Origin of the sequence: Streptomyces novaecaesareae (assembly GCF_000716875.1) — a bacterium.
In the GTDB taxonomy this organism is placed as follows: domain Bacteria; phylum Actinomycetota; class Actinomycetes; order Streptomycetales; family Streptomycetaceae; genus Kitasatospora; species Kitasatospora novaecaesareae.
This window is the reverse complement of the sequence record NZ_JNWQ01000023.1, coordinates 1-13,874: the sequence shown is the minus strand read 5'-3', so window position 1 is coordinate 13,874 and position 13,874 is coordinate 1. Positions and strand designations below refer to the sequence as shown.

Here is a 13,874-nt window from a genome sequence, read left to right as displayed (position 1 = left end):
CCATCGGGGGGCCGTCGTGGGTGCCGACACCACGACGGCCTTTGTCTTTCATCCTGTGATGATCCGCCGGCGGGGCCTGGCGGAAGGGCCCGGGGTGTGGAACTCCCGGGGTCTCCCTCGGCCGGCCGCTCCACCGGCCGCACACCGCCCGACCGGCGACGTTACCGCTCGATCGGCGACGTAACGGCTCGTCGACGCACTGCTCGACGGCGTATTGCTCGTCGGCGCACTGCTCGACCTGCTCGACCGACGACGCACCGCGCCACCGACGACGTGACCGCGGCACCGCCCACTCGCCGTTCGGCCGGTCGTCCAAGGCCCATCGCCCGGCGCTAGGCCGAGCGCCTGTGCCGTCCACCGACGTCGAACGGTCCGCCGAGCGCGTCGAGCACCGATCGCCCGCCGACCTCCGGGTGTCCGTCGAGCGGGGAACCGCCGGCCTGCTCCGTCTCGAACATCGCCCAGACCACCTTGCCGCTGCCCAGCGGGTGCCAGCCCCAGGAACGGCTGAAGGACTCCACCAGGTGCAGCCCGCGGCCGGATTCGGCGACGAAGTCCGCCTCCCGGGCCACCGGGCCGATGCTGCTCGGGTCGCTGACCGCGCAGACCACCTGGGGTGCGCGGTGCACCAGGCTTATTCGGATCGGCAGCCGCCCGTCCGTGGTCGGCTGTATGGGAAAGTCGTACTCGCCCAGGGCGCCGCCCGCCGGGTCGGGCCGTGCGCCGATCGCATGCCGGAGCGCGTTGGTCACGAGTTCCGAGGCCACCAGCGCGACGTCGTCGAACAGCTCCATCAGTCCCCAGCGCTGGAGCGTGGTCCGGGCGAAGTCGCGCGCGGTTCTGACGGCTTCGAAGCGAGGAGCGAGCGTACAGGTGACCACATGGGGGTCAACCGCCAAAGCCGTACCGGTGCTCATGAAGAGCTCCTCCCATAAGGGGGCGGACACGGCTGGACCCGCCGGGGTCATGCCGGTCACCTCCGACTCGCTCGGCCGCTCGGCCGCCCCCTCGACCAGGCGCGCGCGCACTCGAACGCCCGATGGCGCGGGGGACGCCGTCGGGCCGGTGCACGGAGTCGCGCGTGGGGTCGACGCGGAGCCCGCGGGATTGCCAGGGATGTGCAGGTGCACGTGCACCATGGTGGTGTGCGCTCACTGCAGATGCAAGAGTCGATTCACGTGCAGTCGCACTATTGGCATATGCAAGCGCCGAATGCACGTGCATCCTGGTGCGCGGAGTGGAGAACTGATAGGAACATCCGTCAGTATCGGCACCGTGAGCGCTCAACTGATGGCAGACTGTGCGCTGTTTGCCCTAGGTGGAGGTTTCGACCGCATGACCACAGTTCAGCCGGGCGGCGGCTCGATGGTCCGCCGGATCCTCCTCGGCTCTCAGCTGCGCCGCCTGCGTGAGGCGCGCGGCATCACCCGCGAGGACGCGGGCTACGCGATCCGGGCCTCCGAGTCCAAGATCAGCCGCATGGAACTCGGCCGCGTCAGCTTCAAGGAGCGCGACGTCGCCGACCTGCTCAGCCTGTACGGCGTCGACGACGGCCTGGAGCGGGAAGCCCTGCTCGGCCTGGTCCGCGAGGCCAACAAGTCCGGCTGGTGGCACAGCTTCAACGACGTGCTGCCGGGCTGGTTCCAGACGTACGTCGGCCTGGAGGAGGCCGCCCAGCTGATCCGCACCTACGAGGTGCAGTTCATCCCCGGGCTGCTGCAGTCCGAGGAGTACGCACGGGCGGTTTTCGGCCAGAGTCGGCCGGTCATCAGCGAGGAGGAGGTCGAGCGGCGGGTCAGCCTTCGCCTGCGCCGGCAGAAGCTGCTGACCGAGGGCGCCAGCCCGCGCCTGTGGGCGGTCATCGACGAGGCCGCACTGCGACGGCCGGTCGGCGGGCCGAAGGTGATGCGCGGTCAGGTGCAGTACCTGATCGACGTCGCCGAGCAGGCCAACGTGGTGATCCAGGTCATGCCGTTCCGGTTCGGCGCGCACGCGGGCGAGTCCGGGGCGTTCACGATCCTGCGCTTCCCGGAGCAGGACCTCGCGGACGTGGTCTACCTGGAGCAGCTCACCAGCGCGCTCTACCTCGACAAGCGGGACGACGTCGACGCCTACATCCAGGTCATGGAGCGGCTGTGCGTGGACAGCCTCACGCCGGAGCGCACCGTAGACCTGCTGGCCTCGATCCTGAAGGAGCGCTGAGCCACTGCCGCGCGGGGCCCGTGAGGCCGCCCCTCACGCAGTCTGTGAGGCCGTTCCTCACGGGACCTGTGAGGCCGGTTCCTCACGGGGCCTTCGGCAACGCTTAGCCACGGGCAGGCCGCCCACCCGCCGTCAGCCGCGGGCCGGCGGCCTTTCGCGTTCCGGCGGGTTCTGCTGGGGCGGGAGGCCGAGCTCCCAGGCCAGGTCGTAGCGGCGGAAGAGGTCGGCCCGGATCGGCGCCAGCGGGAGCTCGGCGCCCGGCAGCAGGACGCCGATGCAGCCGCCCATCAGAGCGCTGCGCAGCACCGCGTGCTCGGCGACCGGATCCGGCGCGCCCCAGTCGTGCAGCAGGCCCTGCAGGATGGCGCCGAGTTGCTGCTGTTCGGGGTCCTGGACGAAGGCGCCGGTGTCGGGGTCGAGGATCAGTGCCAGGTGCGAGCGCATCACCCGGGGGTGGTCCATCGCGAGCCCGAGGACGGCGTCGATGGCCCGGGCCAGTCGGGCCTGGGGGGAGGAGCCGGGCGCCAGTTCCGCCAGCGCGGTGGACAGGCACTGGTGCATCATCCGGTGCGTGGCGGACTGCATCAGCAGCCGTTTGCCGTCGAAGTAGTACGAGACCAGTCCACGGGCGAGCCCGGCCCGCTCGGCGATGTCGGTCAGGGTGGTGCCGGCGTAACCGCGCTGGTCAACCAGTTCGACGGTGGCCCGCATGATGCGTCGGCGGGAGCGTTGCCGCATCTCCTCATTGACCGAATCCCCGCGAGGTGCCATCGTGACTGCTCCGAACGTTCGTTGGCTCCGGGCCAATATACTTGCGGAGCCGACAGCCGCACCGTGGAACCGCGCCCCGTCGGGCGCCGCCCGGGCGGCCGGTACGAAGACGGCCGGCTCCACCAACACGGGGGTTTGGTGGAGCCGGCACCACTGCCCGACGGCCTTGGGGTCGGCCGCGGGCGGGGCCCGGGATCAGCGTTCGGTCAGGACTTCGGTTCGGGTCGTCGTCGACCCGGCTGACTGATAATCATAATCGGGCACCGACGCGGGGACTGCATTCCGGCGCCGGTCCACCAGCACGCCCGCCGCTGCGACCACCAGTCCGACCAGTGCGACCGCCGTGACGAACACCAACGCCGGCCGGTATCCGTCCAGTTGGGCCTGCGGGCTGTCGCCACCCGCACTGCCGGCCGTGATCATGGCAGTCGCCCCGGCCAGCACCACCGCGGTGCCGACCTGGATCGCGGTGTTCACCAGGCCCGAGGCCAGGCCCTGCTCCTCGTCGGCCACCCCGTCGGTGGCGGCGATGTTCACCGAGGGGAAGGCGAGCGCGAAGCCCACGCCGAGCAGCAGCATCGACGGCAGCACCAGGACCACGTAGGAGCTGTGCTCGTCCAGCCGCAGGAAGAGGGCGAAGGCGCCGGTCAGGGCCACCAGGCCGAGCGGCAGCAGCCGGCCGGTGCCGAAGCGGTCCACGATCGGGCCCATGAACGGTGCCGAGAGCGCGATGAACGCACCCGCCGGCAGCAGCCCGAGGGCCATCTGCAGGGCCGACCAGCCGAGCAGGTGCTGGAGGTAGAGCGTGACCACGAACTGGAAGCCGCCGTACGCGCCGGTCATCGCGAAGGCGACCACGTTGGCCCGGGCGACCGAGCCGTTGCGGAAGATGCCGAGCCGGACCAGCGGGTGGGCGGTGCGGCTCTCGACCAGCAGGAAGGCGGCGGCGAGCGCGGCGACCACGACCAGTGAGCCGAGCGTGCGCAGGCTCAGCCAGCCGGCGCCCTGCGCCTCGGTGACGGTGAACACCAGCAGAAGCACGGTCGCGGTGCCGGTGATGGCGCCCAGCACGTCGTAGCCGCCCTTCGCGGGCTCCTCGACCGGGCGGGGGAGCAGGCGGACGGCGAAGACCAGGGCGAGCAGCGCGACCGGGACGGGCATCAGGAAGGTCCAGCGCCAGCCGACCGAGGTGAGCAGACCGCTCAGCACCAGGCCGAGGGAGAAGCCGCTGGCGCCGCAGGTGGTGTAGATCGACAGCGCGCGGTTGCGGGCCGGGCCCTCGGCGAAGGTGGTGGTGATGATCGACAGGCCCGCCGGGGCGGTGAAGGCGGCGCTGACGCCCTTGAGGAAGCGGGCCGCGATCAGCAGTCCGCCGTCGTCGACCAGGCCGCCGACCAGCGAGGCGGCGGCGAAGGCGCCCAGCGCGATCAGGAAGACCCGGCGGCGGCCGAGCAGGTCGGCGGAGCGGCCGCCGAGCAGCAGCAGGCCGCCGTAGCCGAGCACGTAGCCGGAGACCACCCACTGCAGGGTGGAGGTGGACAGGTGCAGTTCGGAGCCGATGGACGGAAGGGCGACGCCCACCATGGAGACGTCCAGGGCGTCCAGGAACATGGCGGCGCAGAGCACGATCAGGGTGCCCCAGAGGCGGGGTGTCCAGTGCAGCCCACTGCTTGACGGTGCGTCGGGTGGCGTGGCGGTCGCGGTGGTCATGGGGAGGACAGTACATGCGTGTGCATTCAATGCAAATGAATTAGATGTGAATACAATAATTTACCGCGCACATGCTAGGGTGGCGGTGTGGCTGAACTCGACTCCTCGGCGGAGGCCGGTCTCGTCGCGCAGTGGCGCGAGCTGCTGGCGCGGCATGCCGTTGCAACCTGCATGCTCGATCGCCAGCTGGGCGAGCGATTCGGGCTGGGCATGAGCGAGTTCGAAGTGCTGGAGCGCCTCGTCGAGGGGGCCGGGGCCGGCGACGGCCACGCGCTGCGGGTGAGCGAGCTCGCCCCCACCGTGCACCTGAGCCAGAGCGCGCTCTCCCGGCTGATCGCCCGCCTGGAGAAGGCCGGACTGGTCGTCCGGGCGATGTGCGAGAGCGATCGACGGGGCATCATGCTCACCCTGACCGAGGCCGGCCGGGAGCGCTACGAGCAGGCCAGGCCGGTCCATCGCGAGGTGCTGGGGCTGACCCTCGGGGGCGGGTTCGGCCAGGCCTGCGAAGCGCCGTCGCCGGACTGACCCGGGCTGATCCGCACCGGCCCAGGCTGACCCGGGTGTGCTTCGACCGACTGATCGTGCGTCAAACTACCTGTGCCCGTGCGGGTTGATCCGGTCGGGTTCAGAGGAGTGAGTGCAGCCCCGGGGCGACGGCCAGCAGGACGACCGCGACGGGTGCGGCGAGCGCCGCGACGGTCAGCCGCAGCCGGTGCGGGACGGAGAGTCGCGGGCGGCCCGCGAGCAGCCGGTCCACCCGCTTCGGGGACTGTGCCAGGCCGGGCGGGCAGGAGCCGAACACCCCGCGGTCCAGGTTGAGTTCGGCCAGGGCGAGGGCGGTGGTGTGCCGGCCGTGCCGGCGTGCGGCCCGGTCGTCGGCCGCCAGCTCGACCAGTTCGGCCACCTGGTCCCGGAAGGCGTTGAACACGCCCACGCCGGGGAAGCCCGAGGCGAGCGCCTGGGCGAACTGCTGCAGCCAGTGGTGCCGGGCCCGGACGTGGCCGCGCTCATGGCTCAGCACGGCCGCCAACTCCCGGTCGGTCAGCTGCTGGAGGGCGCCGGTGGTGACCACCAGACGGGAGTCCGGGCCGGGCAGCGACCACGCCTCGGGGCGGACGTTCTCCAGCACCACCAGCCGCTCCCGGCGGCTCCGGGCGGCCTCGATCGACTCGGGCAACTCCGGGGCCCGGCTCGCCAGTTGGGCGTGGCGACGGTCGCGCAGCGCCTTGGCCGTCCGGACCTCACGGGTGAGCGCCAGCACCGTCTGCACCCCGCCCGCCGCCAGCACCGCGGCGCACAGCCGCCCCCAGCCCTCGGCCTCCTGCAGGCCGTACGCGGCCTCCACCCCGTGCGGCGCGCCCGCGAACACCAGGGCGCGCAGCTCCGGCAGGGCGGCGGAGGCGGCGAGCACCAGCCCCAGCGCGCAGCACAGCAGGACCGCCACCACGAGGCACTGCCACACCAGCAGCGCCAGCACCGGTTCGCGCTCCACCCAGCGGGCCCGGGCCAGCAGCCGGGGCACGAGGGTCGAGAGCAGCAGTCCGAGCAGCAGCAGGCCGATCAGGGCAGGCATCGCATGGGCTCCCCGAGTACGCACGGAACGCGACAGCGCGCTCCCTGCCAACCTATGCGCTGGCGACGCCCGGTGGAACGGCTTTCGGCCGGCCAGTGACCAACGCCACGCACACACCGGGGTCTTGGCGCGCGGCGAGCGGCGTCACATGGTCAGGAGCATGGCGAACATGCCGATGCCCATGGTGAGCCGGCAGGCGTGCGGAAGCCCGGCGGTGCCGACGGCGAGGGTGCCGGCGGGGGTGCGCAGCAGCCGGCTGCCGGCCCAGAGGGTGTACCCGCCGAAGTAGAGGAGGAGGGCGCCGGTCAGCAGCGGCAGGCCCTGACCGACGGCGTGGTGGTGCTGGTGGCCGGGGGTCGCGGCCATGGCGAGGGCCATGTACGTCATGGCGAGCGCGCCGACCGCGTGGTGCAGCCGGTGGGCCCGGCCGGCGGGGGCGTGGGCGGCGGCGAACAGGAAGGCGACGGCGGGGAGGCCGAACAGTGCGGCCCAGACGGTGGGCGGGACGGTCGCGCCGGTGACGGCCATTGCGGCCATGCCGAGCCCCATCAACGCCTCGGCGGCGTCGGACTCCCGGCCGAGCGGTCGGTGCGCGCCGCCGGGGGCGCAGGGGGAGCGCCGCAGCCGGGCCAGGCAGGTGGCGCCGGCGGCGGCGGTGAGGAGGGCGAGGAGCCAGTTGACCAGGGCGGGTCCGTGCAACGGCGGCCTCCCGGGGCGGTGGGCGACGGGAGGCGGCGAACAACGGACAGCTGACAGCGGTCAGCGAACAGATGATGAAATCTGTCAGCTGTCATCTGTCACTTGTCATCTGTTCGCCGCCCCCGTACGCGGCGACGGTCGTCCGGACCACGATCACTGCTCCCCACCCGGCGCGGGCAGGGCGCGTACGGGGGCGCACTGTGGTGCCCGCCGTGGTGAGAGCCCCAGCCGCACACCGGTCCGCCGACCTCGCGGGGCTCAGCCCTGGAGCCGGCCCGAGGCGACCACCCGGCTGAGGAACCGCCGGGTCCGCTCCTCCCGCGGATCCCCGAACACCTGCTCCGGCGGCCCCTGTTCGAGCACCACCCCGCCGTCCAGGAAACAGACCTGGTCGGCGACCTCGCGCGCGAAGCCCATCTCGTGGGTGGAGATGACCATCGTCATCCCCTGCTCCTTGAGGTCGCGCACCACCGAGAGGACCTCCCCGACCAGCACCGGGTCGAGCGCCGCAGTGATCTCGTCCAGGAGCAGCAGCCGGGGCCCGGTGGCCAGCGCGCGCACGATGGCGACGCGCTGCTGCTGCCCGCCGGAGAGCCGGTCCGGGTACTCCGCCGCCTTGGCCGCCAGCCCGAGCCGGTCGAGCAGTTCCAGCGCCCGCGCCTCCGCCTCGGCCCGCGCGACCCCGTGCACCCGGCGCGGCGCGAGCGTGATGTTCTCCAGCACCGTCATGTGCGGGAACAGGTTGTACGACTGGAACACCACCCCGATCCGGCGCCGCACGGCGTCCTCGTCCGCCCGCGGATCGGTGATCTCCTCGCCGTCCAGGAAGATCGCGCCGTCGTCGATGCCCTCCAGCAGGTTGACGCACCGCATCAGCGTGGACTTCCCGGAGCCGGACGCCCCGATCAGCGCCGTCACCGAGTGCTCGGGAACGGCGAGGCCCACGTCGCGCAGCACCACCTGGCCGCCGAAGGTCTTGCGCACCGACTCCAGCCGGAGCACCTCGGTCTTCGGGACTCCGGCCTGGGTCATACCGCACCTCCCTGGAACTGCCGACGGTTCATCCGCGCGGTCAGCCAGTCGGCGAACCGGGTCAGCGGAATGGTCAGCACGATGAACACCAGCCCCGCCAGCAGGTACGGGGTGAAGTTGAAGGACCGGGCCGCGATGATCTTCGCCGCGTACACCGCGTCGATCGCACCGCCGATCGAGACCAGCCCGGTGTCCTTCTGCAGGCTCACCAGGTTGTTCAGCAGCGGCGGCACCACCCGGCGGACGGCCTGCGGCAGCACCACGTACCGCATCGCCTGCGCGTTGGTCAGCCCCAGTGAGCGCGCCGCGGCCCGCTGGCTCGGGTGCACCGACTCGATGCCGGAGCGGAACACCTCCGACACGTACGCCGAGTACGTCAGCACCAGCGCCACTCCGCCCAGCAGCAGCGGATCCGTGGTCACGCCGGTCAGTCGCAGCGCCGGCACCCCGGTGATCATCACCAGCAGGCAGATGATCATCGGCAGGCCGAGGAAGAAGTCCACGTACGCGGTGGCGAGCAGCCGCACCGGCAGGAACACCGGCCCGCGCAGCGTCCGCAGCACCGCCAGCAGCAGGCCGAACACCAGGATCAGCACCCCGCAGCCGAGCATCAGCTCCAGGTTGAGCCGAAGCCCCTTCAGCACCTCGGGCAGCGCCTGGCGGGCGTAGTCGAGGCTGAAGAAGGTCCGCCGAGTCACCTCCCAGCCGGGGGAGTTGACGATCAGCAGGTAGAGCGCGAGGGCCGTCGCCAGGGTCGACGCGGTGGCGATCAGCGCCGAGCGGCGGGCCCGGGCGCGCCGGTACGCCTCGTGCGCCAGCCGCCGCTCGGACGGGCGGTAGCCGTCGTCCCCCGCCGGGGCCTTCGCGAGCAGCGCCGCCCCGGCCGCCGTCGCGCCGGGGCCCACGTCCCCGCTCACATCCCCACCCATGTCCCGACCCAAGTCCCCACCCACGTTCCCGTTCCTGCCGGGGCTCAGGTCCCCGCCCACATCCCCTCCCACGTCCCCGCTCACGCCGGGGCTCATGTCAGCGCTCACTTCAGCACCGGTGCCGAGACGGCCTCGGAGAGCCACTGCTTCTCCAGCTTCGCCAGCGTGCCGTCCGCGCGCAGCGCGTCCACCGCCTGGGACACGCAGCCGGTCAGCTTGGAGCCCTTGTCCAGCACCAGGCCGAACTGCTCGCCCTGCGAGGCCGACTCGAACTGGCCGACCACCTGGGCCTCGGGCACCTCGGCGCCGGTGATGTAGAAGGCGGTCGGCAGGTCCACCACCAGGGCCTCGACCTGGCCGTTCTTCAGCGCGGCCTTGGCCAGGTCGTTGGAGTCGAAGACGGCCGGCTGGGTGCTCGGCTTGATGGTGTTGGTGATGGTGTCCAGGCTGGTGGTGCCGACCTGCGCGCCGAGCTTGGCGCCCTTGAGGTCGGCGATGCTCTTGGCGCCCGCCGCCTTGGAGTTCTTCAGTGCGATGACGGCCTGGCGCACGTCGTAGTAGCCGGAGGAGAAGTCCACCGCCTGCTTGCGCTCGTCGCTGATGGACACCTGGTTGATGTCGAAGTCGAAGTCCTTGGCGCCCGGCGCGGTGGCCTTGCCGAACGGCGCGACCACCCAGCTGACCTTCTCCTTCGGGTAGCCCAGCTTCTCCGCCACCGCGTAGGCCACGGCGGACTCGAAGCCCTTGCCGGTCTCCGGCTTGTCCTCGGAGAACCACGGGTCGTACGCGGGCTTGTCGGTGCCGACGGTCAGCATCCCGGCCGTGCGGGTCGCCAGCGCGCCCGGCGCGCAGCCCGCCGCCGTGCCGGCCGTACCCGAGGCGCCCGAGGCGGCGTCGGACTTGGAGTCCTGCGGGGCGCACGCGCTCAGTGCGGCGGCGGCGACCAGCGCGGCGAGGGGCAGTGCGACGGACGGCTTGCGGATGGTCATGCGGGACTCCAGAGGAAGGTGAGGACCGGGCGGGGAGGGACAGGAGGCACGGGAGGGGCGGCGGGGCGGGTCCCGGCGGATCACTTCCCCCGGTGGCGGCGCCGGAACACACACGGCATGGTCGGCGTACGGGTCCACGTCCGCGGCGCCCCCGAGCTGGATCGGCAGCGGCCTGGCCGGCCGCAGCCTGTTCGGCGGCAACCGGGTCGGCGGCAACCGGGTCGGTCGGCCGGGCGGCGGCCGGATCAACAACAGCGGCGACAGCGACAGCAGCGGCAGCAGAGTCCGCGCGAGAGTCCGCGCGCGCGACAGCGACAGCCGACGTGCCGATGGGAGGGCATCCGGAACGGGCTGTCGTGGCGTACGGCCACCGTGATCACCGCCGGGAACATGCGGGGAGGTTCGCATCACAGCGGCGCATCTGTCCAGAACATCCAGATCACTGTCCACATGCCGGACAACCGGCCTCCTGGCGAAGGTTTTCGGGCCGGAGTGGTGGCGCGCCGCAGCTTTGCCTGTCCGGGCCCCCTTGAACGGGAGAACCTTTCGTACTTATGGTGTCCTCGTTGAAATAACTCCTGTCGAAGTGAGTCCACGATGCAGAATCTTTCGCCAAGGCTCGCTGCGGCGGCCGTCGCCCCGGTTTCGACCCTCGCCGGCCACCCGGCCTGGCAGCGCCTGAAGGAGGCCGTCGAGACGCTGCGCCCGCTGCAGTCGAAGGACGGCTCTATCGACCTGTCCGCCGTCCAGCGGCACACTGTCGACCCGCTGGTCGCCACCGTCCGCGCCGCCGTCGAGGAACTCGCCCCGAGCTTCCCGCACGACGCCGCCTACCTGGCCGCCGTGGACGCCGACCTCGCCAAGTGGGCCGACACCGGCTACCGCGAGCCCGACTTCCTCGACTCGCTGCTCGCCTTCCAGCCCGCCGACCAGCGCGAGGACGGCCTGGAGCACCTCGTCGTCTTCCCGATGTACACCCAGAACGGCAACCCGGACCGCAACCTGGAAGCCGTCCTGCTGCGCGTCGTGTGGCCCGAGTGGCTGGATGAGCTGGAGCGCACCCGCTTCGACAACCCGATGTTCGTGCCGATCACCTTCACGGACTTCACCGCCGGCTACGACACCAACTCCGCCGTCCTCTTCCCCGAGACGGTCGCCGTGCGCAAGGCACCGGACCGATTCACCTGGGGCGGCATCTTCTGCGACCGCGAGGCCGCCCGCTTCCGCGCCGTCACCACCAGCGCCGTCCAGCAGCTCGGCCTGGAGATCCCGGCCGACGCCGAGGGCCTGCTCAAGGACCAGCAGCGCGCGCAGGAGACCTTCGTGCTGTGGGACCTCGTCCACGACCGCACCCACAGCCACGGCGACCTGCCGTTCGACCCCTTCATGATCAAGCAGCGCAGCCCGTTCTGGATGTACGGCCTGGAGGAGCTCCGCTGCGACCTCACCACCTTCAAGGAGGCGGTGCAGCTGGAGGCCGAGGGCAACGCGCACGCCCGCGACGTCCAGTACGCGATCCTCTTCGACCGCCTGTTCCGCTTCCCGGTCAGCGGCGACCGCGTCCGCAACTACGACGGCATGGGCGGCCAGCTGCTCTTCGCGTACCTGCACAAGCACGACGCGCTGCGCTGGCGGGACAACCGCCTCACCATCGACTGGGAGCGCGCCCCGCAGGTCACCAACGCGCTCTGCGGCGAGATCGAGACCCTGTACCGCGACGGCATCGACCGGCCCAAGCCGGCCCACTGGATCGCCGCCTACCAGCTGGTCTCCCGCTACCTCACCCCGCACCCGGCCTCCACCTGGGCGAAGGGCCCCGAGGCCCTTCCGCTCGACCTCACCGACGGCAAGGCCCTCAACAAGGCCCTGTGCGACGCCGTGCTCCCGGACGAGTTCCCGCTGAGCATGTTCTACGAGGCCCTGTCCAAGAAGCTCCGCGGCGTCATCGCCGCCACCGCCGGCATCACCGGCGCCGGTATCCAGGGAGTCGCCGCGTGACCACCTCCACCAACGCCCCGCTGGCCGGCAAGGTCATCGCCGTCGCCGGAGCCAGCGGCCCGGCCGGCCGCGCTGTGCTGCGCCGCCTCGCCGCCGACGGCGCCACCGTGATCGGCGCCGACATCGACCCCCAGCGCCTGGAGTCCGCACTGGACGCCACCCGGGTGGCGGTACGCGGGGCCAAGGTCAGCGGCCAGGTCATCGACCTGCTCGACCCACAGGAGGTCCACGACTGGGCCGACCACCTGGAGTCCGAGCACGGCCACGTCGACGGCCTGTTCCACCTGGTGGGCGGCTGGCGCGGCAGCAAGACCTTCTTCGACTCCCGGCTGGACGACTGGGACTTCCTGCACGACACCGTCGTGCGCACCCTCCAGCACACCTCGCTGGCCTTCCAGCCCGCGCTGGTCCGCAGCCCCGCCGGCCGCTACGCGATGATCTCCGCCGCGGCCGCGCACAAGCCCACCGCCGGCGGCGCCGCCTACGCGGCGGCCAAGGCCGCCACCGAGGCGTGGACCCTCGCGATGGCCGACTCCTTCAAGAAGGAGACCACCTCCCCGGACGGCGAGCCCACCGCCGCGGCTGCGATCCTGGTCATCAAGGCGCTGGTCAGTCCCGAGATGCGGGCCGAGAAGCCGGAGGCGAAGTTCGCCGGCTTCACCGACACCGCCGACCTCGCCGAACACCTGGCGGGCCTCTGGGACCGCCCCGCAGCAGAACTGAACGGACAGCACCTGTGGCTGACAGCCCGATGACCGACCTCACCCGTACGGACGCGGTACGGCGGCACGACCCCGCCGTCCGCGGCTTCGCCAGCGACAACTACGCCGGCGTGCACCCGGAGGTCCTCGCAGCGATCGCCCTCGCCAACGACGGCCACCAGGTCGCCTACGGCGAGGACGACTACACGGTCCACCTCCAGGACGTCTTCCGCCGCCACTTCGGCGAGAAGGCGGAGGCCTACCCGGTCTTCAACGGCACCGGCGCCAACGTGGTCGCCCTCCAGTCGCTGCTCCCGCGCTGGGGCGCCGTGGTCTGCGCCGACACCGCCCACATCCACGTGGACGAGGGCGGCGCCCCGGAGAAGATGGGCGGCATCAAGCTGCTCACCGTCCCCACCCCGGACGGCAAGCTCACCCCCGAGCTCATCGACCGGCAGGCCTGGGGCTACGGCGACGAGCACCGCGCGCAGCCGCTCGTGGTCTCCATCACCCAGAGCACCGAGCTCGGCACCGTCTACACCGTCGACGAGATCCGCGCGATCACCGAGCACGCCCACCAGCTGGGCATGCTCGTCCACATGGACGGCTCCCGGCTGGCCAACGCGGCCGCCTCGCTCGGCGAGCCGCTGCGCGCCCTCACCACGGACGTGGGCGTCGACGTGCTGTCCTTCGGCGGGACGAAGAACGGCCTGCTGCTCGGCGAGGTCGTGGTGGTGCTCAACCCGGAGCGGGTGCGCAACATCAAGTACCTGCGCAAGACCTCCATGCAGCTGGCCTCGAAGATGCGTTTCGTGTCGGTCCAGTTCGAGGCGCTGCTCTCCGGTGACCTCTACCTGCGCAACGCCGGCCAGGCCAACGCCATGGCCAAGCGCCTGGAGGCCGCGGTCCGGAAGATCGAGGGCGTCGAGATCGTCCGTCCGGTCCAGGCGAACGTGGTGTTCGCGATCCTCCCGCGCGAGGTGAGCGAGCGGCTCCAGAAGCGTTACCGCTTCTACTTCTGGAACGAGCACACCGGCGAGGTGCGCTGGATGTGTTCCTTCGACAACACGGAGGCCGACGTCGACGCCTTCGCGGCGGCCCTCGTCGAGGAGATGAACCACGCCTGACGGTGGTCGAACGACCGAATCGCCCCTGCCCGGGAGCCCGGGCGGGGGCGATTTGCATGCGGCGGGCCCGGCCCCGTACAGTTCCGGAGTCGCCGCGGGAGACCGGGGCGGCAAAGCGGAAAGCAAATCCGATGAATGAAGTT

13 protein-coding genes are annotated in these 13,874 nt (G+C 71.6%); 5 read left to right on the top strand and 8 right to left on the bottom strand.

The window, feature by feature from the left end; translation table 11 throughout:
* Positions 1–332: 332 nt before the first annotated feature.
* A complete protein-coding gene (locus OP86_RS11330) occupies positions 333–917 on the bottom strand; it encodes an ATP-binding protein (protein WP_106973390.1) in 585 nt (194 codons plus the stop codon).
* Between the two features lie 418 nt (positions 918–1,335).
* Between OP86_RS11330 and OP86_RS11325 the strand changes: the two genes are divergently transcribed.
* Positions 1,336–2,202 carry a helix-turn-helix domain-containing protein gene (locus tag OP86_RS11325; protein ID WP_030056571.1) on the top strand — a complete coding sequence of 289 codons (867 nt, stop codon included), beginning with the start codon at positions 1,336–1,338 and terminating at the stop codon, positions 2,200–2,202.
* A 132-nt stretch (positions 2,203–2,334) separates the two neighbouring features.
* Here OP86_RS11325 and OP86_RS11320 read toward each other — a convergent pair whose 3' ends face one another.
* Together OP86_RS11320 and OP86_RS11315 are read right to left on the bottom strand one after the other, a co-directional pair.
* Entirely contained in the window at positions 2,335–2,940 is a 606-nt protein-coding gene (locus tag OP86_RS11320) for a TetR/AcrR family transcriptional regulator (protein WP_033331608.1), read from the bottom strand.
* Between the two features lie 228 nt (positions 2,941–3,168).
* Positions 3,169–4,683 (bottom strand): MFS transporter, encoded by a 1,515-nt coding sequence (locus OP86_RS11315; protein WP_051829960.1) that lies wholly within the window; start codon positions 4,681–4,683, stop codon positions 3,169–3,171.
* Between the two features lie 87 nt (positions 4,684–4,770).
* Here OP86_RS11315 and OP86_RS11310 point away from each other — a divergent pair, with 87 nt between their 5' ends.
* Positions 4,771–5,208: a MarR family winged helix-turn-helix transcriptional regulator gene (locus OP86_RS11310; RefSeq protein ID WP_033331606.1), complete on the top strand. Its 438-nt coding sequence runs from the start codon at positions 4,771–4,773 to the stop codon at positions 5,206–5,208.
* A gap of 100 nt (positions 5,209–5,308) precedes the next feature.
* Here OP86_RS11310 and OP86_RS11305 read toward each other — a convergent pair whose 3' ends face one another.
* The 5 genes from OP86_RS11305 to OP86_RS11285 all read right to left on the bottom strand — a co-directional run bounded on the left by OP86_RS11305 (position 5,309) and on the right by OP86_RS11285 (position 9,905).
* Positions 5,309–6,256 carry a M56 family metallopeptidase gene (locus tag OP86_RS11305; RefSeq protein WP_030258250.1) on the bottom strand — a complete coding sequence of 316 codons (948 nt, stop codon included), beginning with the start codon at positions 6,254–6,256 and terminating at the stop codon, positions 5,309–5,311.
* Between the two features lie 144 nt (positions 6,257–6,400).
* A complete protein-coding gene (locus OP86_RS11300; RefSeq protein ID WP_030258254.1) occupies positions 6,401–6,955 on the bottom strand; it encodes a DUF5134 domain-containing protein in 555 nt (184 codons plus the stop codon).
* Positions 6,956–7,213: 258 nt separating this feature from the next.
* The gene (locus tag OP86_RS11295) at positions 7,214–7,987 is read right to left on the bottom strand and encodes an amino acid ABC transporter ATP-binding protein (RefSeq protein ID WP_030056577.1); all 774 of its coding nucleotides are present in this window, start codon (positions 7,985–7,987) and stop codon (positions 7,214–7,216) included.
* Positions 7,984–8,916 carry an amino acid ABC transporter permease gene (locus OP86_RS11290; protein ID WP_051829959.1) on the bottom strand — a complete coding sequence of 311 codons (933 nt, stop codon included), beginning with the start codon at positions 8,914–8,916 and terminating at the stop codon, positions 7,984–7,986. Before OP86_RS11290 ends, OP86_RS11295 begins: the two co-directional genes overlap by 4 nt.
* A 104-nt stretch (positions 8,917–9,020) precedes the next feature.
* Entirely contained in the window at positions 9,021–9,905 is an 885-nt protein-coding gene (locus OP86_RS11285) for an ABC transporter substrate-binding protein (RefSeq protein ID WP_030056580.1), read from the bottom strand.
* A gap of 597 nt (positions 9,906–10,502) precedes the next feature.
* Between OP86_RS11285 and OP86_RS11280 the strand changes: the two genes are divergently transcribed.
* Genes OP86_RS11280 through OP86_RS11270 form a run of 3 tightly spaced genes read left to right on the top strand, consistent with a single transcriptional unit; the run spans position 10,503 to position 13,731 of the window.
* Positions 10,503–11,903, top strand: coding sequence for a DUF6421 family protein (locus OP86_RS11280; protein WP_030056581.1), 1,401 nt, complete (start codon positions 10,503–10,505; stop codon positions 11,901–11,903).
* Positions 11,900–12,658, top strand: a complete 759-nt coding sequence (locus tag OP86_RS11275; RefSeq protein WP_030056582.1) for an SDR family NAD(P)-dependent oxidoreductase — start codon at positions 11,900–11,902, stop codon at positions 12,656–12,658. Before OP86_RS11280 ends, OP86_RS11275 begins: the two co-directional genes overlap by 4 nt.
* Entirely contained in the window at positions 12,655–13,731 is a 1,077-nt protein-coding gene (locus OP86_RS11270; protein WP_030056583.1) for a threonine aldolase family protein, read from the top strand. Before OP86_RS11275 ends, OP86_RS11270 begins: the two co-directional genes overlap by 4 nt.
* Positions 13,732–13,874: the final 143 nt, after the last annotated feature.